At 41.6% G+C, this 21,049-nt stretch carries 25 protein-coding genes, 1 tRNA gene and 1 pseudogene; 7 read left to right on the top strand and 20 right to left on the bottom strand.

Annotation, left to right across the window (positions count from 1 at the left end):
* The 8 genes from ACERC8_RS08150 to ACERC8_RS08115 all read right to left on the bottom strand — a co-directional run.
* Nucleotides 1-437: G5 domain-containing protein (locus ACERC8_RS08150; RefSeq protein WP_373659396.1), on the bottom strand; the 437-nt coding region annotated here is incomplete at its 3' end.
* Complete coding sequence (locus ACERC8_RS08145; RefSeq protein WP_373659395.1) at nt 400-2,730, bottom strand: exo-alpha-sialidase; 2,331 nt, start codon at nt 2,728-2,730, stop codon at nt 400-402. The genes ACERC8_RS08145 and ACERC8_RS08150, both read right to left, overlap by 38 nt.
* A gap of 87 nt (nt 2,731-2,817) precedes the next feature.
* A complete protein-coding gene (locus ACERC8_RS08140) occupies nt 2,818-3,528 on the bottom strand; it encodes a sialidase domain-containing protein (RefSeq protein ID WP_373659394.1) in 711 nt (236 codons plus the stop codon).
* 54 nt (nt 3,529-3,582) lie between these two features.
* Nucleotides 3,583-3,855: a hypothetical protein gene (locus tag ACERC8_RS08135; protein WP_373659393.1), complete on the bottom strand. Its 273-nt coding sequence runs from the start codon at nt 3,853-3,855 to the stop codon at nt 3,583-3,585.
* Between the two features lie 237 nt (nt 3,856-4,092).
* Entirely contained in the window at nt 4,093-4,782 is a 690-nt protein-coding gene (gene rplA / locus ACERC8_RS08130; protein WP_373659392.1) for a 50S ribosomal protein L1, read from the bottom strand.
* Nucleotides 4,783-4,838: 56 nt separating this feature from the next.
* Nucleotides 4,839-5,264 (bottom strand): 50S ribosomal protein L11, encoded by a 426-nt coding sequence (rplK, locus tag ACERC8_RS08125; RefSeq protein WP_018367762.1) that lies wholly within the window; start codon nt 5,262-5,264, stop codon nt 4,839-4,841.
* 124 nt (nt 5,265-5,388) lie between these two features.
* A complete protein-coding gene (locus tag ACERC8_RS08120) occupies nt 5,389-5,640 on the bottom strand; it encodes a DUF1912 family protein (RefSeq protein WP_373659391.1) in 252 nt (83 codons plus the stop codon).
* A 58-nt stretch (nt 5,641-5,698) separates the two neighbouring features.
* Nucleotides 5,699-5,769: transfer RNA gene (locus ACERC8_RS08115), tRNA-Thr, on the bottom strand.
* Between the two features lie 210 nt (nt 5,770-5,979).
* On the opposite strand from ACERC8_RS08115, the gene nrdH reads away from it, so the two are divergent.
* From nrdH to ACERC8_RS08090, 5 genes are all read left to right on the top strand, one after another.
* A complete protein-coding gene (nrdH, locus tag ACERC8_RS08110; RefSeq protein WP_373659389.1) occupies nt 5,980-6,204 on the top strand; it encodes a glutaredoxin-like protein NrdH in 225 nt (74 codons plus the stop codon).
* A 1-nt stretch (nt 6,205) separates the two neighbouring features.
* Complete coding sequence (gene nrdI / locus ACERC8_RS08105) at nt 6,206-6,565, top strand: class Ib ribonucleoside-diphosphate reductase assembly flavoprotein NrdI (RefSeq protein WP_373659387.1); 360 nt, start codon at nt 6,206-6,208, stop codon at nt 6,563-6,565.
* Nucleotides 6,555-8,714 carry a class 1b ribonucleoside-diphosphate reductase subunit alpha gene (gene nrdE, locus ACERC8_RS08100; RefSeq protein ID WP_373659386.1) on the top strand — a complete coding sequence of 720 codons (2,160 nt, stop codon included), beginning with the start codon at nt 6,555-6,557 and terminating at the stop codon, nt 8,712-8,714. Before nrdI ends, nrdE begins: the two co-directional genes overlap by 11 nt.
* A gap of 105 nt (nt 8,715-8,819) precedes the next feature.
* The gene (gene nrdF, locus ACERC8_RS08095; RefSeq protein ID WP_373659385.1) at nt 8,820-9,779 is read left to right on the top strand and encodes a class 1b ribonucleoside-diphosphate reductase subunit beta; all 960 of its coding nucleotides are present in this window, start codon (nt 8,820-8,822) and stop codon (nt 9,777-9,779) included.
* A 574-nt stretch (nt 9,780-10,353) separates the two neighbouring features.
* The gene (locus ACERC8_RS08090; protein ID WP_373659384.1) at nt 10,354-10,704 is read left to right on the top strand and encodes a DUF3397 domain-containing protein; all 351 of its coding nucleotides are present in this window, start codon (nt 10,354-10,356) and stop codon (nt 10,702-10,704) included.
* Between the two features lie 110 nt (nt 10,705-10,814).
* Here the strand turns inward: ACERC8_RS08090 and ACERC8_RS08085 are convergent, their stop codons facing one another.
* Together ACERC8_RS08085 and ACERC8_RS08080 are read right to left on the bottom strand one after the other, a co-directional pair.
* On the bottom strand, nt 10,815-11,747 hold the full coding sequence (locus ACERC8_RS08085) for a DUF4299 family protein (RefSeq protein WP_373659383.1): 933 nt from the start codon (nt 11,745-11,747) through the stop codon (nt 10,815-10,817).
* A gap of 21 nt (nt 11,748-11,768) precedes the next feature.
* Nucleotides 11,769-12,251 carry a PepSY domain-containing protein gene (locus ACERC8_RS08080; protein WP_373659382.1) on the bottom strand — a complete coding sequence of 161 codons (483 nt, stop codon included), beginning with the start codon at nt 12,249-12,251 and terminating at the stop codon, nt 11,769-11,771.
* 230 nt (nt 12,252-12,481) lie between these two features.
* Between ACERC8_RS08080 and pepA the strand changes: the two genes are divergently transcribed.
* Entirely contained in the window at nt 12,482-13,549 is a 1,068-nt protein-coding gene (gene pepA, locus ACERC8_RS08075) for a glutamyl aminopeptidase (protein WP_373659381.1), read from the top strand.
* Nucleotides 13,550-13,639: 90 nt separating this feature from the next.
* Here the strand turns inward: pepA and ptsP are convergent, their stop codons facing one another.
* The 3 genes from ptsP to ACERC8_RS08060 form a co-directional block, all read right to left on the bottom strand.
* A complete protein-coding gene (gene ptsP, locus ACERC8_RS08070) occupies nt 13,640-15,370 on the bottom strand; it encodes a phosphoenolpyruvate--protein phosphotransferase (RefSeq protein WP_373659379.1) in 1,731 nt (576 codons plus the stop codon).
* A 2-nt stretch (nt 15,371-15,372) separates the two neighbouring features.
* Nucleotides 15,373-15,636: a phosphocarrier protein HPr gene (locus ACERC8_RS08065; RefSeq protein ID WP_018367751.1), complete on the bottom strand. Its 264-nt coding sequence runs from the start codon at nt 15,634-15,636 to the stop codon at nt 15,373-15,375.
* A gap of 171 nt (nt 15,637-15,807) precedes the next feature.
* Nucleotides 15,808-16,551, bottom strand: a complete 744-nt coding sequence (locus tag ACERC8_RS08060) for a DUF3169 family protein (RefSeq protein ID WP_373659378.1) — start codon at nt 16,549-16,551, stop codon at nt 15,808-15,810.
* A gap of 243 nt (nt 16,552-16,794) precedes the next feature.
* On the opposite strand from ACERC8_RS08060, the pseudogene ACERC8_RS08055 reads away from it, so the two are divergent.
* Nucleotides 16,795-17,040: pseudogene (locus tag ACERC8_RS08055) on the top strand (transposase); the annotation flags it as partial.
* Between the two features lie 169 nt (nt 17,041-17,209).
* On the opposite strand, the gene ACERC8_RS08050 reads toward ACERC8_RS08055, so the two are convergent.
* The 7 genes from ACERC8_RS08050 to ACERC8_RS08020 form a co-directional block, all read right to left on the bottom strand.
* Complete coding sequence (locus ACERC8_RS08050; RefSeq protein WP_373659377.1) at nt 17,210-17,866, bottom strand: hypothetical protein; 657 nt, start codon at nt 17,864-17,866, stop codon at nt 17,210-17,212.
* Complete coding sequence (locus ACERC8_RS08045) at nt 17,866-18,180, bottom strand: argininosuccinate lyase (RefSeq protein ID WP_373659376.1); 315 nt, start codon at nt 18,178-18,180, stop codon at nt 17,866-17,868. Before ACERC8_RS08045 ends, ACERC8_RS08050 begins: the two co-directional genes overlap by 1 nt.
* A 146-nt stretch (nt 18,181-18,326) precedes the next feature.
* Entirely contained in the window at nt 18,327-18,731 is a 405-nt protein-coding gene (locus ACERC8_RS08040) for an HlyD family efflux transporter periplasmic adaptor subunit (RefSeq protein WP_373659397.1), read from the bottom strand.
* Nucleotides 18,732-18,954: 223 nt separating this feature from the next.
* Complete coding sequence (locus tag ACERC8_RS08035) at nt 18,955-19,338, bottom strand: hypothetical protein (RefSeq protein ID WP_373659375.1); 384 nt, start codon at nt 19,336-19,338, stop codon at nt 18,955-18,957.
* 259 nt (nt 19,339-19,597) lie between these two features.
* Nucleotides 19,598-19,810, bottom strand: coding sequence for a hypothetical protein (locus ACERC8_RS08030; protein WP_373659374.1), 213 nt, complete (start codon nt 19,808-19,810; stop codon nt 19,598-19,600).
* 391 nt (nt 19,811-20,201) lie between these two features.
* Nucleotides 20,202-20,507, bottom strand: coding sequence for a hypothetical protein (locus tag ACERC8_RS08025; protein ID WP_373659373.1), 306 nt, complete (start codon nt 20,505-20,507; stop codon nt 20,202-20,204).
* Nucleotides 20,508-20,654: 147 nt separating this feature from the next.
* On the bottom strand, nt 20,655-20,918 hold the full coding sequence (locus tag ACERC8_RS08020; protein ID WP_373659372.1) for a hypothetical protein: 264 nt from the start codon (nt 20,916-20,918) through the stop codon (nt 20,655-20,657).
* Between the last annotated feature and the right edge of the window lie 131 nt (nt 20,919-21,049).

Here is a 21,049-nt window from a genome sequence, read left to right as displayed (position 1 = left end):
TCAATTGGCAGGTAGACGTCAACTGGAGCAGTTGGCTTGACGATGTTTCCATCTGTGTCAACCAGCTCGATGTCAAAAAGATCATAATCTTTTTCTCTGAGAACGCTTGGTGTTTCAGTATTTCCTGTTTCCATGTGAGTAATGCTAATACTCTCGATTTGAGCAGCAACAGTATTGTCCTGGTTACTCAGAACTGTTACCTTAACACCTGTATGTTCATCATTAACAACAGGCAGAACAATTTCTTTTGTCCCCACGCGAACCTTTTTAGATTGAGCAGGGATCTCATCTTCGCTACGGACTGGATTAGTTCCCTTAGTCTCTAAAACATCATTGACATAGATATCCTCATAAACATCTACACGACTGCCGTTAACGCCTTCTTGGTCAGTTTCTTCTTTACCTTTTTTCCAGAGTTGTATCTTCTGTACGTTCAACCGTAAAGTCAATCACAATTGTTTCACGACGCTCACGTGTCTCTGTCTTCTTGGTACCAATAACGATAACCTCAGTCGTTGGCTCAATCCGCTCAACAGAACCTGGAATGTCCTCAGTAGCTGTGACTCGACCATTGACTACAGTTTCCTTAATGCGTTTGGAAACAGAGCCGTTGGCACCAGCAGTCTCAACCTCGCGATAACCGGGGTCTTTGGTGTTATCTTCTTTAGTAACAGAAGTAAATGGCAAAGCTTCTGTCACAACACGTTCACGCGTGACAACACGTGGTCCAAAGAATGCCAACTCTCTTAACGTCAACATGGTTGGTGTCGGCTCCCCTGTCGCTCTTGACTTAGCTTCCAACAATGTCAAAACGACGCGATCGGCTTTAATCCCTGCCTCACCAAATTCATGGCTGACTTCTGCTTGCTCATAAGGCACAGCAATATCGTTAGACTCATAGACGGTCTCAGCACCTCGGAAAGCTACTACCTTATACTTGGTTAATGTGCCATTTGCATTAGTCCGCTTACTGATGAGCAGGCTGGTCAAATCAATTGGTTCGCCATCTTTTGAGCTGATGGTCACTGATTGTGGCAAGCGCCAGTCTGTCGGATACACCCCATCAATATGGTTAGAGGCCATACCCCACTTGAGCTCTGCAATGGTTGCCTTATTGCCATCAAGAAGTTTATCTGGCTCTGCACCTGGCTGCCAAGATTCTGGAGCACCAGCAACTATCTTCAAGACCTTATTGTCGATTTTAGCTAGGTTGCTGTTTTCACCAAGCACGGTCACCACATTGACACGATGTCCATCGACATTACTGATGTCGCCACTCGCCACCTCAAGCACCGTTCTGCCCTTATCTGTTGGCTGGATACGATAAGCCAGCGTTTTACCATCACGCTGCTCGATAAAGGTAGCAAGATTACCATTAGACAATAGCAGAGCTGGATTATTTGTCGGTAGGACAGACCGTTCAAAGGTAAGAAGAGCTGTTGTCTCGTCAGCAAAAGAAACACTAGCGACATTATTATCCGGCAGTTTTTGTGCCTCATTAATCAAGAAATCCCAGTTGAATTTTCGGAAATAAAGCGTGAAATCGTTCTGATCACCAGAGGCATGCTCATAAAGGATACCAAAGTCATCCCCACCTAGGTGTTGCAGTGAATTATAGGCGAATTTACCTGGTTGAATCAAGCGATGGCTCAGCCAGTTCAGTCGCCCGCCTTCTTGAACTTCAGCCACACGGACATGTCCGTCAATCCGGTCACGAGGGGAATTCCCCCAGCCAGGTCCATTTGAGTTGGCTAGAACAACGTACTCTTTGCCATCACGGACAAGATGAACAGCTGACAGTTGGACGTAATTATCTTTAACATCTTCATGACTTTCGATGTCATTTTCCCAGGTTGCGCCACCGTCTAAGCTGGTTGCTGAAGTGACCTTACCAGTCATGCTCCGCATGAACATCTTCAGTTGACCATTATTGAGTTGAACAACCGTCGCTTCTGTTTTTTGTTCACGACCATTATTCATCATCGCATGATTGAGGACTGTGCCGTCAGCCAGACGACGATTATCATTGACCGTCTCTCCTGCCTTCCAAGTGAGACCATGATCGTCAGAGTAAAAGACCATGGAAGACTGTGAACCACTTAATCCCCCAACATAGTTAGTTGCATAAGCAGGCACAATCAAGCGACCCTTATGAGGACCTGTATGTAAGGCAATACCTGTACCAAGACCGATTCCTAAGAAGTTAACATGATCTTTCTTCAAAATAGGTGTTAAGTCCTGTGGACGTGACCAAGTCCAGCCATCATCGTCACTATGAGATAACCAAACATAAGAGGCATTAGCGATACGGAAAGGTGCCTCAGTGCCCTTATGGGTTTGGAAATAGATGTTACCAAGTACGGTATCCCGACCATCCCGACGAATATCACCTAAGTTAGCATAGGCTGGGCTGTTATCCTCAAGATTAACTCGAAATTCTGTGGCTTGACCTTGAGCATCATAGATAACACCATTTTCACAAACCGTATGCGTTGGTTTGTTTGTACCATCGGTATAAAGGTTTAAATAAGCTTTACCATCAATAGTTGAATACTGAACTTCACGTGTTTCAACTGTTTGTGGCAAACCAAATACAGCTCGACCTTCTGGGAACATGTCCATAAAGGCATAGATACGCTTGGTTGTTGGGTCTTGTACCAGACCAGCATCAATCGTCAAAGGCGAGTTAACAGCACCGTTTGAAACGGCTAGGTTATTGCGCAAGTTCACAATCGGAATAATCGGTTCCCAAGTATTTCCGTTGTCGTTACTACGTCTGATAACTGTCGCAATGTCTCCTTGGTCGGCGTAGGTATTTTAGCGTTCATCAGTCGCTGCAATCAGGGTTCCTGCATCTGTTTTCAAGAGGGCTAGGATACGGTAATAACCTGAACCAGTAGGTCCTTTTTGACCATTACGTCCACCCTCAAACACAGGCAGTTTATCTGTTAGTGTCTCATTATCACGTGGTGGGAATTCATATGGTGTCCGTGTAAATGGTTGAGATTTGGCGATAATGTCTTCGATCGTTAAAGCTGTCTTGTAGAAACTTGCTTCGCGAATTTCAAAACCATCAACCCCCCATACTTTACCGCGCTGGGCAGCCCCGATTTGAGCATGAGCTAGATTAGGCAGGGCCGCAAAGAGAGGACTGTTCAACTGATGTGTTAATGAGTGAACACCATTGACATAGATATTGACTATTGTCCGATTCGTCGCTTTATCTTTCTCATAAGTTAAGGCAACCGCATTCCACTCACCATTCTTAACTTTCTGAGTTCCGCCATTGAGGTGAGCGTAATCGGCTTGATTGGCACTTACACGGGTCTCGATGGCTACAGTTCCTGCGTTAGAATAGAGGGCTGTGTATTGGTTGTCAACACTGTCGCTGGTAGCGTTGAATAGGGTATGGAAACCTGCATTTTCTGGAACACGATATTCAATATAAAAGGTTCCACTGTCAGCTGTTTTAAGAGCTTGTTTAACTGTTTCATCAAAGGCATAGCGTTGACAGTTTGAAGCATCCAACACTTGATTGTTAATCGTAACGACAGGTTCCTTTGATGGCTCCTCCGGTGTTTCTTAAACTTGAGGGGTCTCTTCGATTAGTTTAACACAAGATGGAATGAATTGAGCCGCAGTGACGACACCTGATCTAGCTGGTAAATTATTTGCCCAAGACTCCAAAGCAGTTAGTCGCAAGTATTGGGCCTTAACAGGTTGGAAGTTGATAACACGAGTATTATTATTTGCTCCTAAGCTAAAAGTTTTTTCATGAACAGCTCCTTTTATATTGATAGCGTTTTCTTTTTTGTCATTTACCATTCTAGCAATTTTCAACTCTTTTATCAACATAAATATTCTTAATAGAACATTTATAAACTATTTCCTACTATTTACATTAATCCAGAGCAGAATAATCGCTTCAAGAGAGCTAAATTCAAGACAGATAGGACAATCTATCAGATTATTTTAAAGAAGCCTTTTACTGAAAATTATTCAAAAAAACAAATAAATATATATTATCTTATTGTTTTTGTTCGACTTTGTTCAAAAAAATAGCGCTCCAAATGGAGCACTATTGTCATTGCATTAAAGTGAGTTTGTATCGATCTTGATACCAACACCTTGAGTTGTAGTGATGGTCAAGCTAGTGATATAAGTCCCTTTGGCAGTTGCTGGCTTAGCTTTGATGATTGTGTCGTGGAAAGCTTTAACGTTTTCAACGAGTTTATCAGCTTCAAATGATACTTTACCAACAAGAGCTTGAACGATACCAGCCTTGTCCGCACGGTAAGTGATTTTACCACCTTTAGACTCTTCAACAGCTTTAGCAACATCCATAGTTACTGTACCAGTTTTAGGGTTTGGCATGAGGTTACGTGGACCAAGGACACGACCAAGACGACCCACAACAGCCATCATATCTGGTGTTGCGATAACCACGTCGAAGTCCAACCAACCACCGTTGATTTTTGCAACGAGGTCATCTTCACCAACAAAGTCTGCACCAGCAACTTTAGCTTCTTCAGCTTTCGCACCACGAGCGAAAACTAAGACACGAGCAGTTTTACCAGTACCGTTTGGCAAAACCATTGCCCCACGGATTTGTTGGTCAGCTTTACGAACGTCGATGTTAAGGTTGTAAGCCACTTCAACAGACGCATCAAATTTTGCGAAGTTTAATTCTTTAGACAAAGCCACAGCTTCTTCAACGCTGTATGCTTTTGTGCTGTCGATTTTTTCAAGAGCAGCACGCAGTTGTTTGCTTTTTTTAGCCATTTGTTATTCTCCTTGTAAGTCTGATAATTAAGGTCGGGAAACTGTCCTAAAACAAATTAGTCAGTCACAGTGAATCCCATAGAACGAGCAGTACCCTCAATCATACGCATAGCAGCTTCAAGGTTAGCAGCGTTCAAGTCAGGCATCTTAGTTTCAGCAATTTCTTGTACTTGCGCACGAGTAACTGTTGCTACTTTAGTTTTGTTTGGTGTACCTGAACCTTTTTCAACACCTGCAGCTTTCTTCAATAGAACAGCAGCTGGTGGTGTTTTACAGATGAAATCAAATGATTTATCTTCATACACAGAGATAACAACTGGGATAATCATACCAGCTTGATCAGCTGTACGAGCGTTGAACTCTTTAGTGAATCCCATGATGTTGATACCGGCTTGACCAAGCGCAGGACCAACTGGTGGAGCTGGAGTAGCTTTACCCGCTGGGATTTGCAATTTAACGAGTTTTTCGACTTTTTTAGCCATAATATAAAATCCTCCTATTGTGGTTCTCTCGGTAATTACAGATTTTTACCTCCCACAAGTATGACAAGCATACCAAATTAGTCTACCAAAAAATGAAAGCTTTGTAAAGTATTTCGCACATTTTTTATTTGTAATGGCGCTGATTTAACAAATTGTCTGGTAGGTCATGAAATGACTTGCCCTGATGGTAATTACTGAATTTCCCTAAAATGTAATTGTAGGCATCTAGCTTACTCTCATAACGGATGTAGGCATCCATCGCACGCTCATCACCCGTTTCTTCTATCACTTTTTTAGTTTCGACCATAGCCATATCATTTATCATCACTTGAGTGTGAACCCATTCTTCAAAATCGGTTAAAAATTGTTCAGCCATTGCCACAATTCCTCCTACAACAATAAAAATAGAGCCAGTCCGCTGACCAGCTCTTCTCTGCCACCACCGAGAATTGAACTCGGAACTGAGCATTACCATTGCTCTATTATACCATTTAACTATAGCGGCGACTACCTATCTATCATACTATAACTTTACTATTTTGACAAGAGATTTTATTAAAAAATTTTTCAAGCGCTGAAAACCCTAATAACTCCGCCATTTCCCAAACATCTCACCCACTATATATTGTATTCTAAAAAAACATCAACCCTATATCTTGTGTTTTTTTCGTCTTTTTGGTATGATTGGAGGGTATTACTTTTCAAGGAGATTGATATGGCTAAAATCACTGTCTTTACCAAAAATAACTGCATGCCCTGCAAAATGACCAAAAAATTTTTAACCGAAAATGGTGTGGATTTTGAGGAAATCAATATTGAGGAGCAACCTGAAAAAATCGATTACGTCAAAAGTTTAGGATTTAGTTCCGCTCCTGTGATCGAGGCTGGCAATATCGTCTTCTCTGGCTTCCAGCCCGCCAAACTTAAAAAATTAATTTAAGATGAAACTCGTTTTCTTCACGATTACGGGACAAACCAGACGCTTTATCGCTAAGTTGAACATGGCTGAGCAAGCTCTGGAGCTGACACCTTCAACCATGGTCACCCTAGACGAGGAATTTATCCTTGTCTGCCCAACCTATGAGGATGGTGTGGATCATATTGATGATTTTTTAGATGACCACAAGGCACAGCTCAAAGGTCTTATTGGTATTGGCAACCGTAACTTTGGTCCAGACTTTTGTCATCTGGCCAAGCGTTATGCCACTACTTATCAGGTCCCCCTACTTTACACATTAGAATTTAACGGCACGCCAGACGATGTCGAATACGTCAAAGGAATTTTACAACATGAGTCTTAAAGATTTAGGCGATGTGTCTTACTTCCGCCTCAACAACGAAATCAATCGTCCAGCCAACGGACAAATCCCTCTTCATAAGGATAAAGAAGCCCTAGACGCTTTCTTCAATGAGAATGTTATCCCAAACACCAAAACCTTTACCAGTATGGTGGATAAGGTGCAATTCTTGCTTGATGAAGACTACCTAGAACAGGAATTTATCAGCCTCTACAGTCCTGAATTTATCGAAAGCTTGGCAAAACAGCTCAAGGATGCGAACTTCCGCTTCCAGTCTTTCATGGCAGCTTATAAGTTCTACCAACAGTATGCCTTAAAGACCAACGACGGCGAATTTTATCTGGAATCCTTTGAGGACCGGGTTTTGTTCAACGCTCTTTACTTCGCTAATGGTGATGAGGAACTGGCACGCACCTTGGCTGACGAGATGATTCATCTGCGCTACCAGCCGGCAACCCCATCTTTCCTCAACGCTGGTCGTAGTCGCCGTGGGGAGCTGGTGTCTTGCTTCCTGATTCAAGTGACGGACGACATGAACGCCATCGGTCGTTCCATCAACTCTGCTCTGCAATTGTCCCGTATCGGTGGGGGCGTAGGCATCTCTCTATCAAACCTCCGCGAAGCTGGAGCGCCAATCAAGGGCTACGCTGGAGCTGCTTCTGGTGTTGTTCCAGTCATGAAATTGTTTGAAGACAGCTTCTCCTACTCCAACCAGTTAGGGCAACGTCAGGGGGCTGGTGTTGTTTATCTGGATGTTTTCCACCCAGATATCATCAATTTCCTATCGACGAAAAAGGAAAATGCGGACGAGAAAATCCGTGTTAAAACCCTATCTTTGGGGCTGACTGTACCAGACAAGTTCTACGAGCTGGCTCGTAAAAATGAGGACATGTACCTCTTCAGTCCTTACTCTATTGAGCGCGAGTACGGTGTGCCATTTAACTACATCAACATCACCGAGAAATACGATGAGCTGGTGGCCAATCCAAACATCACCAAGACCAAGATTAAGGCGCGTGATTTGGAGACCGAGATTTCCAAACTTCAACAAGAATCTGGCTACCCTTACATCATCAATATTGACACGGCTAACCGCAGCAATCCTATCGATGGTCGGATTATCATGAGTAATTTGTGCTCTGAGATTTTACAGGTTCAAAAAACCAGCCACATCAATGATGCTCAGGTCTTTGAAACCCTTGGAACAGATATTTCTTGTAATTTGGGCTCGACCAACATCGTCAACCTGATGACATCACCTGATTTTGGCAAATCCGTGCGTGCCATGACGAGGGCTTTGACCTTTGTTACGGATAGCTCAAGCATTGAAGCCGTCCCAACCATCAAGAACGGTAACGAACAGGCTCACACCATCGGTCTGGGAGCTATGGGACTGCATTCCTACTTTGCTCGTCATCACATGCACTACGGTAGTCCAGAGTCTATTGAGTTTACAGACATTTACTTCATGCTTCTCAACTACTGGACCTTGGTGGAATCTAACAACATCGCCCGTGAGCGTGGCACTAGCTTTGTCGGTTTTGAAAAGTCAAAATACGCTGATGGGACATACTTTGACAAGTATGTGACGGGGCAATATCAACCGCAGTCTGAGCAAGTGAAAACCCTCTTTGCTGGTCACTTTATTCCGACTGGAGAGGACTGGGCTAAACTCCGTGAAGCTGTTCAAGAACACGGTCTCTACCATCAAAACCGTCTGGCCGTTGCGCCAAATGGCTCTATCAGCTACATCAACGATGTGTCTGCTTCTATTCATCCGATTACACAACGCATCGAGGAACGTCAAGAGAAGAAAATCGGTAAGATTTACTACCCTGCTTCTGGACTTGCGACCGACACTATCCCTTACTACACTTCTGCCTACGACATGGACATGAGAAAGGTAATTGATGTTTATGCCGCAGCAACCGAACACGTTGACCAAGGCTTATCCATGACCCTCTTCCTTCGCAGCGAAATGCCTCTTGGACTCTACGAATGGAAGACCGAGACCAAGCAAACCACACGCGACTTGTCTATCCTCCGTAACTACGCCTTTAACAAGGGCGTCAAGTCCATCTACTACATTCGCACCTTTACGGATGACGGCGAGGAAGTCGGATCCAACCAATGTGAGAGCTGTGTGATTTAATCCGCTACTGCTTGTTGCGAAATCTAATTTTTTGTCGCCAAGTTTTTAACAGCTTGGCTTTTTTATGATATAATAGACCTATTGATTTTCAAAAAGGATATCCCCATGACAAATTACTACAACGCCATCAACTGGAACGCTATCGAAGATGCGGTGGACAAGTCCACCTGGGAAAAACTGACTGAGCAGTTTTGGCTGGATACTCGTATCCCTTTGTCAAACGACTTAGACGACTGGAGAAAGCTTACTACCACTGAAAAAGACTTGGTGGGTAAGGTTTTTGGCGGGCTGACCTTACTTGACACGGTGCAATCCGAAAGCGGTATGGCTCAGCTCAAAAAAGATGCACGAACTCCTCACGAAGAGGCTGTCCTCAATAACATTGAGTTCATGGAATCCGTTCACGCCAAGTCCTATTCTTCCATCTTTTCAACCCTCAACACCAAAAGCGAGATTGAGGAGATTTTCGACTGGACCAACTCCAACGAATACCTCCAAAAGAAAGCTGAAATCATCAACGAGATTTATAAAAACGGCAAGCCTCTGGAGAAAAAAGTCGCCAGTGTCTTCCTCGAAACTTTCCTGTTCTACTCTGGTTTCTTTACCCCGCTTTACTATCTGGGGAATAATAAACTGCCTAACGTGGCGGAAATTATCAAGCTGATTATCCGTGATGAGAGCGTACACGGGACCTACATCGGCTACAAGTTCCAACTAGGCTTTAACGAATTACCAGAAGACGAGCAAGCTGCCCTCAAGGACTGGATGTACGACCTCCTCTACACCCTTTATGAAAACGAGGAAAACTACACCCGTTACCTCTACGACAGTGTCGGCTGGACCGATGAAGTTCTGACCTTTATTCGTTACAATGCCAACAAGGCGCTGATGAATCTGGGACAAGACCCACTCTTTCCTGACACTGCCAACGATGTTAACCCTATCGTCATGAATGGTATTTCGACAGGAACCAGCAACCACGACTTCTTCTCTCAAGTCGGTAACGGCTACCTGCTGGGAACTGTTGAGCCCATGCAAGATGATGATTACACCATGGGAATGTAGCCCATAACTTTTTCGCACCAAGATTTTACCCTTAGACACAAAGGAGGCTAGGACAGAAATCCTATTCTCTCCTTTTTATTATTCACAACATTAGGCGTAATAGTTTTGAACAACTCTTATCGCTTTGCCAGTTTTAGTGTTATCTCTGCACAGATTATTCGGTACTTTGTACCAATGCCTCTGCTAAGCACTTCAACTGTTCCCCTTAAGATGGGGCATTGTGAGTTGCAAAAGCATCCTACTCCCTAATACACTGATGTCATCAGCTGAACTGTCCTAACGAATGGAGGAAACAACAATCCCTAAATGTCCAACCTCAAACAATCACTTCCCTAAATGTTGCTCGCTGTCTGGTTTTCAGGCTCACACCTTCAACAGTCACTCCCCTGACTGTTGAAGTCATCCGGAGGTGGACACGAAATAATTTGGAGACTATTTAAGCCCAACCCTGGACATTTGACAGGTGGGAAGACAGCAACTGCTAATCAACGACCGATTGAATGCCATGCTCCCTCTTTAAGAACATGTTATGTTTACTCTTGAAATCTGATTGATTTAGCGTTACAATAAACTTATGATTATTTATCGTCTCTTCGCCTTAGCTTGGCTGTTTACCTTACCAATATTAGCCCAACTGCTGGTTAAATTGTTCCGCTTGGAACGCTTCAAAATCAATCTAGCAGACCTCAGTCTGCCCTTCTACGCTTTTGCTATCTTCCAAGTCTCCAAACGTTTCTTCACTCATAGTTTCCTTCCGCACTACTTAGCTGTTATGGCCATTTTAGCCCTTGTTATTTGTACTGCCATGCTCAACAAACAAGAAACATTTTGGGTGAAACGATTTTTCAAACTTTTTTGGCGCATTGGTTTTTTTGTGACTGCTTTTTGCTATTTACTCACGATTATTCTTATCTTTTTCAACTAAAAACAAAACCGCCAGATAAACTGGCGGTTTACTATGCAATTAGATCAGAGGATTTAGCATTTTGATGATGATTGATTTGACAGTGATTATTTAAGACTGTATGACCACCATCAAGACGTTGCTGTCAGCTGATCAATAATGGCTTGCAAATTCTCTCGTGACAGGGAACTAGTGATGATAAAATTATCATCTAGTTCTTCATAAGGGTATTCTAGCAATCGATCCATCACATCTTGATAAGGGAACGTCCCAACCAAACGGTAATCCCAGTCACTCCTGTCCTCACTTTTATAGACAATCGACAAGGTCCAGTGGCTAAGTGGATGTCCCACCAGATATGTCTCATTGTGACGTTCAACAAAGGGACGTCGTGGCAAAACAACCGCCAATTCCTCTCCAATAGAATAATTACCGTAAATCGTTTGTTGATCGTTAGTCAGATGGAAGGTCTGTTCATGGATATGAGCTTCTGGGTATTGCGCCGCTAAAATAACTTCTTCATAAGTTGAGAGTATTGGCTTACCCATATAGATCAATCGCTCTGCCATTTTCCGACCAATCACTAAAGAACGTTTCAAGTAATAGAGCACCTGCTCCTCCTGTCGATCGGCCTGACATAAGCCTATCAAGTTACCTTCTAAAATAGGAGTGTACGGAAAGTCTTTGATGTTCTCACTGGAAAACTTTTGCCCGTCATCAGTGATGATTGGTTTTTTTAGATGTTGTGACAAGCGTTTAATATAGGCCAGTGCCAACTCCAAATCAGCAGGCAAGGCAAAGTAATCAACATAGACCTTATAAGCTTGCTCTTTTTGATCATAGTGCAAACGATGACCTGAGTCAGACTTGCCAGGAATCCCTAACCATAGCCCACCGGCGTTAACCAAAGTATCTGCCAAAAACGCAGAGCGGTTAAAACCCTCTTGGTAGTCATCGTAAGAGTATTGCGATAAGTTAGGCAATAGCTCTAAGCATTCCTGGACAGTTAAAACAGGCAGAGGAGTGAATAATTTTTTCGCATTTTTTATGGTAAATATTGGCATGACTCTTACCTTTCCAAGTTTTTAAGAAGCTGTTAGCTCCGTCTCCTGACTGATTACCTGACCCGTTGTCGCATTAATGGTGTAGCTGTACTCCATACCATTGTAATCAAAATCAACATCAAAGACAACAGCCATCCCTCCTGTATCTTGGGTAACAGTCAAGTTAGTCACCTCTTGTTCGGTTAAGCCTGCATCCTGCAACGCAGTTTCTTTAGCTTGCTCAGGCGTTAATTCAGTAGCTACAGTTGCATCTGCAGGCTCATTTTCTCTTTCTAAGATACTGCCATCGCTCGCTTTAACTGTGTAACTACAATCTCTATCGCCAGAAACAAAGTCAATCTCATAAACCTTTTGCCCCAGCTCCAAATCTTCTCTAATTGTCAGATTGCTGACATCTCCTTCTTTTACCATTGCAGCATCAAATGCAATCAATTTAGCTTGATCTTGTCTAATCTGAGCAGTACTTGATACCTGAGACGAAGAGCTAGCAGATGAAGAGGACATTATATTTGTTGTTGATGGCTGGTTATTGGCACAAGCAGCAAGAGTAAGGAACGATGTCTCCAAATACTACTAAAGTTTGAATTTTTCTCATGGTTTTTATTCCTTTCCTTTTCCTACCATCCATTTTATACTATTTGGCTTAAAAAGGCGATAAAAAGGTTTCTGATTATCAAGAACTTTTACTCATGCCTTGTTTTTTGGTATAATGGTTAGATAGAAAAGGAGTACTTATGACTGACTTATTCACTAAGATTAAAACCGTAACCGAACTTAAAGGCACATCTGGCTTTGAACAGGATATTCGTCACTTTATTCGTAAGGCGATAACCCCCAACGTTGACCGCATTGAAACAGACGGTCTAGGTGGCATTTTTGGCATCAGAGAGAGCAAGGTTGAAAATGCTCCTCGTGTCTTGGTCGCTGGCCATATGGACGAGGTTGGCTTCATGATTAGCAGCATCAAGCCCGATGGTACCTTCCGCGTCGTTGAGCTAGGTGGCTGGAGTCCGCTCGTGGTCTCAGCTCAGCGATTTACCCTTCACACCCGTGACGGTCGTGTCTATCCGGTCATCTCAGGATCTGTGCCACCTCATTTGACACGGGGCAATGGCGGAGCTTCTCTACCTACAGTCGGTGATATCATTTTTGACGCAGGCTTTACAGACAAAGCCGAGGCAGAGCACTTTGGCGTTCGTCCAGGTGATGTCATCGTTCCTGATAGCGAGACCATCTTGACTGCCAATGGCAAACAAATCATTTCAAAAGCCTGGGACAATCGCTACGGTGTCCTAATGGTCACTGAGCTTCTTGATAGTCTCAAGGATACCCCGCTCCCAAACACCCTTATCTCAGGAGCTAATGTCCAAGAAGAGGTCGGCCTACGTGGTGCCCATGTCTCAACCACTAAGTTTAACCCAGATATTTTCCTAGCAGTGGACTGCTCACCTGCTGGAGATGTTTACGGTGACCAAGGCAAGGTTGGCGATGGTACCTTAATTCGCTTTTATGACCCAGGACATATCATGCTCCCAGCTATGAAGGATTTCCTCTTAGAGACTGCTGAACGCCATGGCATCAAGTACCAATATTACTGTGGTAAGGGCGGTACAGATGCAGGGGCTGCGCATCTGAAAAATGGCGGTGTCCCTTCCACAACGATCGGCGTTTGCGCCAGGTACATCCATTCCCATCAGACCCTCTATGCCCTTGATGATTTCCTAGAAGCCCAAAACTTCCTCCAAGCCCTGGTCAAAACCCTTGACCGCTCAACAGTAGATACGATTATTGGAAGTTATTGAGTAACATACTGCTAAGATTCATCTATATAATCCAACATACAAAAGAAGAGCCTAGGACAAAAAAGTCCCAGCCTCTTTTATTTTGTTATTTTAAACCGTCACATATTCTTTCTGCAGTTCAAGCACTTCCTCTGCTGTTGAACATTCGGTCAAGGCACGGTGAGCATACTCTTCCATCTTCTTGGTATCGAGAGTTTTTATCAAGCTACGTGTCCGAAGCACAGAAGTCGCTGACATGGAGAACTCATCCAAGCCCATACCAACCAGAAGCGGTACAGCTTGCTGATCACCCGCCATCTCACCACACATACCAGCCCATTTGCCTTCGGCATGCGCTGCTTTGATCACATTGTTAATCAAGCGCAAGATAGATGGGTTGTAAGGTTGATAGAGGTAAGAGACTTGCTCGTTCATACGGTCAGCTGCCATGGTGTATTGGATTAAGTCGTTAGTACCGATGGAGAAGAAGTCCACTTCTTTAGCAAATTGATCCGCCAACATAGCTGCTGCAGGGATTTCAATCATGATACCAACTTGGATATCGTCTGCTACTGCAACGCCTTCTGCATGCAACTTCGCCTTTTCTTCGTCAAAGACTTTCTTCGCTGCACGGAACTCGCTCAAGAGCGCCACCATTGGGAACATGATGCGAAGTTGTCCGTGTACAGACGCACGAAGAAGTGCACGGATTTGTGTACGGAACATGGCATCACCTGTTTCAGAGATAGAGATACGAAGGGCACGGAAACCAAGGAATGGGTTCATTTCATGTGGCATGTCAAAGTATGGCAACTCCTTGTCACCACCGATGTCCATGGTCCGAACCACAACTGGCTTGCCGTTCATGCCTTCAAGAACTGCCTTGTAGGCTTCGTATTGCTCGTCTTCTGTCGGGAAATCCTGAGAGTCCATATAGAGGAACTCTGTACGGTAGAGACCGACTGCCTCTGCACCGTTGTCATTTACCCCTTCAACGTCTTTTGGTGTACCGATATTAGCTGCAAGCTCAAAGTGCTTGCCATCCGCTGTTACGGTTTGAGAATCTTTCAAGAGTGCCCACTCTGCTTTTTGCTTGGCATAGGCTTCGCCCGCTGCCTTAAATGTTGCAATCTCATCATCTGATGGGTTGATAACAACCTCGCCTGTAATACCATTAACCGCCAAGATATCACCGTTTTTCACGATTTCAGTGATGTTGTTGGTTCCAAGAACGGCAGCAATCTCAAGGGTACGCGCCATGATGGCAGAGTGTGACGTCCGTCCACCGATATTAGTGACGAAAGCCTTGACAAAGTTCTTATCCAACTGAGCTGTATCAGACGGAGTCAAGTCATGGGCAATCACGATAGACTCTTCTGAAATAGTCGCCGGGTTTGGCAAACTCACTCCAAGCAAGTTAGCCAAGACACGTTTAGCCACGTCGCGAATATCTGCTGCACGCTCCTGCATATATGGGTTGTCGTCCATGCTCTCAAAGATATTGACAAACATGTCCGTTACTTCTTTAAGACCAGCTTCTGCATTAACTTGCTTAGCACGAATCGTTTCTTTAATCTGACCAACCATTTCTGGGTCTGCAAGAACCATCAAATGCGCATCAAAAACTGCTGTTGCCTCTTCACCAAGGGTATCTACTGCCTTGTTACGGATAGCAGAAAGCTCGTCTTGTGACTTGGCAAGCGCCGCATCGAGACGAGCCTCTTCTGCACCTGTGTTCTCAACTGTAATAGTCTCAAAAGACAGGTCCGGTTGAACAAGTAGATAGGCCTTAGCAACTGCAACGCCATCAGACGCTGCGATTCCTTTCAGCTTATCTGTCATGTTTAGATCAACCCTTCTTTTGTCATTGTTTCTTCGATGGCAACGATAGCATCGTCAGCATCAGCACCTTCTGTTGAGATGGTCACATCAGCACCTTGACCAACACCAAGGCTCATCACGCCCATGATTGATTTCAAGTTAACAGATTTGCCTTTGTACTCAAGGGTAATGTCAGAAGCAAACTTGCTAGCTGTTTGCACAAGCAAAGTAGCTGGACGTGCGTGAATACCTGTTTCAGCAACGATGTGGAAATCTTTAGAAGCCATAATGGTTCTCCTTTATGTATTGTTGTTTTTTGGGTAATCAAGATGATAACCCTTACAAGTTAAGATTATACCATACTCTCCATTTATTTTCAAGATAAAAAATAGGTTTATGGAAAGTTTTGGAAATCCCTTACGGTGATTTTCATCTGCCAAAGACCAGATCTTTAAGGCTTATTTATAAAACTCTCTGGTCATCTTGATGTTTTTAATCATAATGTAAAGGTGAATGGTTGCTAAAACAACGAAACCCATCAGAGGGCTCTGCTTAGTCAACTGAGCGAGGAAAAATAGCACAATATAAAGTGTAGGAATAACGACATTAGACAAGTCTAGCACCGTTTCAAAAGCCATCTTGTAATTGGCTTGCAGTTCGGCCTCATCCTGCTGCATCACATTATTCTTTAGCTCTTTAACTGTGGGTAATAAACTCATCTCAATCCCACGTAAGCTGTTGTATAGTTTCAGCAGGTACATCTGTAAACCAATCGCAATGACTAGACCTAAAAGTCCAAAAATAGGAATCACTAAGCTAGCACTATCGTCAAAAACAGTCACCTGATAGCCCAAGAACAGCAGCAAAAAGGCAAAAATTATTGATACACCAATTGCCACCATCGCATAGCCATGATAACGGTTAACCTGGCGATAAAGGTTCTCATCAACCTCCTCTTCACTGACTTCTAGATATTGCTTAACCCCATGCTTCACTCGGACCGTTAAGTAACCGCTAAGCACCAGACCTAAGCCTAAGCCCAAATATCCAAACAGGTGAGCTAAATCTTGTAGCAAAGTCTCACTAACAACCACGGTTTTCTCAAGTAAGCCAAAATACCCAAGCAAAAATCCAACCAGTCCTCCGATAAGAGCACCAATTCCTAACTGCTTCACTAAACGCTTGATTGTGTCTTTATTCATGATATTCTCTCCTATCTACTTCTTNACCACGGTTTTCTCAAGTAAGCCAAAATACCCAAGCAAAAATCCAACCAGTCCTCCGATAAGAGCACCAATTCCTAACTGCTTCACTAAACGCTTGATTGTGTCTTTATTCATGATATTCTCTCCTATCTACTTCTTCCATCATCGCATTCACGGTAGTCTCGATTACCAAACACCTATGGTTAAGCGAGTTATCGCTTAACAAAAACACTTTATAAAAATTGTACAGAAAAGGGTTGCCTTTTCAAGACAGTTTTTAGAACATTTTTGAAGGGTAGGGACAAGATTGTCAATGCCTTGGAATTGCCCTACTCTAACGCCAAGATTGAAGCAACCAACAACATCATCAAGGTTATTAAGCGCAACGCCTTTGGTTTCAGAAACTTTGAAAACTTCAAAACTCGCATTTTCATTGCCATAAACATAAAACGAGAGAAGACAAGAACTGTACTCTCTCGGTGTTAAGTGGGTCAACCCACTACAGTTGACAAAGAGCCTAAATAAAAGACGATTTCCAAAAGGAAATCGCCTTTTTGGGTATTGTTGAAAATACTACATATTGTGGTTGGTGTAAACTGGTGTATAGTTACCTAATTTTATTGTGACAAAATAGTTTCTCAAGTATATAACTTATTCATATGAGATAGAATAGAATGATTGATAATAAAATATAGGCAATAAACTGATAACAATAGCTAAGTTTAGCATAAAATGCGATAGATTCCACTAATTGTTTTTTTTGTATGTACTTATTTTCCTTTAAAAATGAGATTGCTTCATTAGATGCATATGACTCTACAATCAATGTAAGAAGTAAACATGTTAGCAATATGATTACATCAATTATTAATATCGGTTTAAACATGAAATATTTTTTTCCGAACCAGATTGAATATAGTGCTATTATTTTCAATAATACTGATATCAGATAAGTATAAATAGATACAATAGATTGTATTTTTAAAAGTCTATTTCTATCTTTGGAATGATATAATTCATGTACAAAAGCAAAGGCATCTATCAAATAGCTACTCTCAAAATTTTTTACTCCAACTGTATGAATTATAGGTCGATACCAGAAAGAATTCGATTCAACAATTTTAGGTTCATCTACATCTTCCCTCTCACAAAACTCTTGAAATATTTTGTGCAAATCATTCCTTATTCTTATTTTTTTATGAGTATATTTACTTAAAATAAACTTATTCGTCATACCCAAAATACTTGTTATAACTAACATAATAAGAAGTATAACGACCATCGAAATAGCATTTTCGTTAGGTAATTTCATCACCAGAATTTATAATGTTTCCCTGTGAAGTATACAGCTGTGCCAACAACTGCTGCACCACCTACTACAGCTATTGCACCTCCTGGATTAAGCCACGCTGATAACACCAATGCATTAATTGTATTTGCTACCCAGCCACCTGCTAATCGAATAGCAGCTCCTACTAAACTATGACGAACTCCATGACCAACAATAGCACCTACTGTTGCAGCAACAACTCCAATTGCGGCATCTCTTATCCAATCGCCCCCATCAAGATACATCATTTCCTCTTGTTCAAGAGCTACATAATTGTTTGGTAATACTAATTCCATAAGAATTCTCCTTGTAAATAAGCAGAGCTAGGGAATTTCCCTAACAAGTGATAGACAACTTAGTTTATATCTCCGTAGCTACCTAGATAAGACAACCTTTCTCTGTCTTATTATATTTTCTAGGTCATCTAAGGGCTAAACCCAAATTATTGTTTGAAACTCACCATTTCTAAAATCCAATCAAGATAAGTTTCTTTACCATATACTATTCTAACTTCAACTGGCATGTCTTTTTGAAGGATAATCGTCTCACTCTTGTGCTTTAGTGTTAGTGAATTCAATTCTATGATAACTTTATAAAGACTGATATTGCCTTCTTTTGTTTCTTGGGCAATTGTCCCTGAATCAACCTGTCTAACCTTCCCTTTTAAGGTTCCATATTTTTGGCTATTCACACCTGTCAGTGCCACATCAACCTTAGCACCTTTGGAAACACGAGAAATATCACTTGCATATACAAATGCTTCCACATAGTAGTCTTTTTCTTTTCCAGAAACCTCAGCTACTGTTTGGCCTTGTTGAAGTGACATCCCCTGCTTTAAGGGAACAATGTGAAAAGGGGTGCCTTTTCAAGGTTGTATTGCAAAGTTGATTCTAGAAATCCCTAAGGTTTATTAAAAATAAAGATCCCAGTATTATAATCACCCCAATTAAAAAGATTGGTAATTCCATTTCCTTATATTTTTCAATATATGGAATGACATACATGCTAAGTAATACAAGTAGTACTCCAATAAGAGCTATGATGATTAAAAAATATTTTTGCCACATAAATTATGTAATATCCCACCAGCCGTTATTTGGATGTTTATCTCCTGAATCCAAATGTCTCGCTAACATCCCACCGACACTCAAGCCTCCTGTTCCTAAGACAAAACCAACAACTGTTCCAGAAATTCTATTTGCAGCTTGAACACCTATAAAGTTTATTAAGGCTCCTCTTAGGTATCTAGTAAATGTTTGTCGACCAACAGCTTTTATCGCAGCCTTAAATAAAGCAATTCCTCCGCCACCACCCATAAAATATGCAATTGTAGCGTTAATGGCGGAATTAACACCAAAAGCTAGAGCACCATTAGGTACAGATACTCCCCCCTCAAGATACATCATCTCTTCTTGTTCAAGAACAACATAATTGTTTGGTAATACTAATTCCATAAGAATTCTCCTTTCTTAATTAAACAGAGTTAAGGAATTTCCCTAATTTTTATTTTTTTATGAGTATATTTACTTAAAATAAACTTATTCGCCATACCCAAAATACTTGTTATAACTAACATAATAAGAAGTATAACGACCATCAAAATAGCATTTTCGTTAGGTAATTTCATCACCAGAATTTATAATGTTTCCCTGTGAAGTATACAGCTGTGCCAACAACTGCTGCACCACCTAATATCAGTCTCATTATAAATTGCTATTTTTTTTGTAGTTTCTTTAAAAAGATTGATATCACATTTACACCACTTAAAGCAACTATTATTTCAATTGGCAAAAAGTAATAGTCCCAGATAAAATGAGTAGCAATCAATAATAGGAACACAGCAAAATCAAAATAGCTATTCCTAATGCGTTCTGAAAGTTTATGATAGATAAATGCAAGAACAATCGAAACTAGAATAATCTTCATAAGACTATCCTACTCTTAATTGATTATCACGTTTTCCATCCCAGCCATCAATAACATTAGTAAATATCCAATCTGCTCCTGCACCAATTCCACCTGATGCAATGCTTCTAATGATTGTATTTGCAAAAGCATTTCCGATATGAATTGAAAAGGGTTGCCTTTTCAGAGTGTACCTTCAGTAAAAAATCAATTTACTTATTTTAAACTACATTTTTTATAAAAGTAATAACAAATAAAGTAGATAACATATAGAAAGTCTAGTAAAAACAAGGTTGATAGTATAAAGAAATACCACCAAGATTCAAGTTGAATAAAAAAGAATAGAATCGATATAGGTTGTATTGCAAAGATAACTCTTGAAATCTTATCAAAGGTCAGTTTATTGAACATCTCATCTCCATCCAAGAATATTTGTCTCAATCCACTGTCCTAACCAACGACCTGTTCTATAGCCTGTAACATATCCTGTAACAGCTCCTGAGATTGCTGCTAGCGTTCCCACAGAAACCGTTCCTACTATAGGTAGAGTTACAGTTCCTAAAGCACTTCCATATGTCCCCATTTGAACTGCCCATACAAAGCCTTTTATAACTCCTCCACCAATAGCAAATGCATCTGCAACCCAACCTTCTCCCTCAAGATACATCATCTCCTCTTGCTCAAGGGCAACATAGTTACTTGGTAATACGAGTTCCATTTTTTCTTCTCCTCTTAATTTAACAGGGTTAGGGAATTTCCCTAACAAGTGATAGACAACTTAGTTTATATCTCCGTAGCTACCTAGATAAGACAACCTTTCTCTGTCTTATTGTATTTTATAGGTCATCTAAGGGCTAAACCCAAATTATTGTTTGAAACTCAACATTTCGAAAATCCAATCAAGATAAGTTTCTTTATCATATACTATTCTAACTTCAACTGGCATGTCTTTTTGAAGGATAATCGTATCACTCTTGTGCTTTAGTGTTAGTGAATGCAATTCTATGATAACTTTATAAAGACTGATATTGCCCTCTTTTGTTTCTTGGGCAATTGTCCCTGAATCAACCTGTCTAACCTTCCCTTTTAAGGTTCCATATTTTTGGCTATTCACACCTGTCAGTGCCACATCAACCTTAGCACCTTTGGAAACACGAGAGATATCACTTGTGAAAAGGCACCTCTTTTCTGTACAATTTTTATAAAGTGTTTTTGTTAAGCGATAACTCGCTTAACCATAGGTGTTTGGTAATCGAGACT

The sequence above is a fragment of the Streptococcus sp. E29BA genome, assembly GCF_041807805.1.
GTDB lineage: Bacteria > Bacillota > Bacilli > Lactobacillales > Streptococcaceae > Streptococcus > Streptococcus entericus.
The sequence above is the reverse complement of the archived record's forward strand: the minus strand, read 5'-3'. Positions and strand labels throughout refer to the sequence as shown.

Coding starts and splice junctions, on each gene's coding strand:
- ACERC8_RS08135 (WP_373659393.1), bottom strand. CDS start 3,855: ATGTTGATAAAAGAGTTGAAAATTGCTAGAATGGTAAATGACAAAAAA.
- rplA (WP_373659392.1), bottom strand. CDS start 4,782: ATGGCTAAAAAAAGCAAACAACTGCGTGCTGCTCTTGAAAAAATCGAC.
- rplK (WP_018367762.1), bottom strand. CDS start 5,264: ATGGCTAAAAAAGTCGAAAAACTCGTTAAATTGCAAATCCCAGCGGGT.
- ACERC8_RS08120 (WP_373659391.1), bottom strand. CDS start 5,640: ATGGCTGAACAATTTTTAACCGATTTTGAAGAATGGGTTCACACTCAA.
- nrdH (WP_373659389.1), top strand. CDS start 5,980: ATGGCTAAAATCACTGTCTTTACCAAAAATAACTGCATGCCCTGCAAA.
- nrdI (WP_373659387.1), top strand. CDS start 6,206: ATGAAACTCGTTTTCTTCACGATTACGGGACAAACCAGACGCTTTATC.
- nrdE (WP_373659386.1), top strand. CDS start 6,555: ATGAGTCTTAAAGATTTAGGCGATGTGTCTTACTTCCGCCTCAACAAC.
- nrdF (WP_373659385.1), top strand. CDS start 8,820: ATGACAAATTACTACAACGCCATCAACTGGAACGCTATCGAAGATGCG.
- ACERC8_RS08090 (WP_373659384.1), top strand. CDS start 10,354: ATGATTATTTATCGTCTCTTCGCCTTAGCTTGGCTGTTTACCTTACCA.
- ACERC8_RS08085 (WP_373659383.1), bottom strand. CDS start 11,747: ATGCCAATATTTACCATAAAAAATGCGAAAAAATTATTCACTCCTCTG.
- ACERC8_RS08080 (WP_373659382.1), bottom strand. CDS start 12,251: ATGTCCTCTTCATCTGCTAGCTCTTCGTCTCAGGTATCAAGTACTGCT.
- pepA (WP_373659381.1), top strand. CDS start 12,482: ATGACTGACTTATTCACTAAGATTAAAACCGTAACCGAACTTAAAGGC.
- ptsP (WP_373659379.1), bottom strand. CDS start 15,370: ATGACAGATAAGCTGAAAGGAATCGCAGCGTCTGATGGCGTTGCAGTT.
- ACERC8_RS08065 (WP_018367751.1), bottom strand. CDS start 15,636: ATGGCTTCTAAAGATTTCCACATCGTTGCTGAAACAGGTATTCACGCA.
- ACERC8_RS08060 (WP_373659378.1), bottom strand. CDS start 16,551: ATGAATAAAGACACAATCAAGCGTTTAGTGAAGCAGTTAGGAATTGGT.
- ACERC8_RS08050 (WP_373659377.1), bottom strand. CDS start 17,866: ATGAAATTACCTAACGAAAATGCTATTTCGATGGTCGTTATACTTCTT.
- ACERC8_RS08045 (WP_373659376.1), bottom strand. CDS start 18,180: ATGGAATTAGTATTACCAAACAATTATGTAGCTCTTGAACAAGAGGAA.
- ACERC8_RS08035 (WP_373659375.1), bottom strand. CDS start 19,338: ATGGAATTAGTATTACCAAACAATTATGTTGTTCTTGAACAAGAAGAG.
- ACERC8_RS08030 (WP_373659374.1), bottom strand. CDS start 19,810: ATGAAGATTATTCTAGTTTCGATTGTTCTTGCATTTATCTATCATAAA.
- ACERC8_RS08025 (WP_373659373.1), bottom strand. CDS start 20,507: ATGGAACTCGTATTACCAAGTAACTATGTTGCCCTTGAGCAAGAGGAG.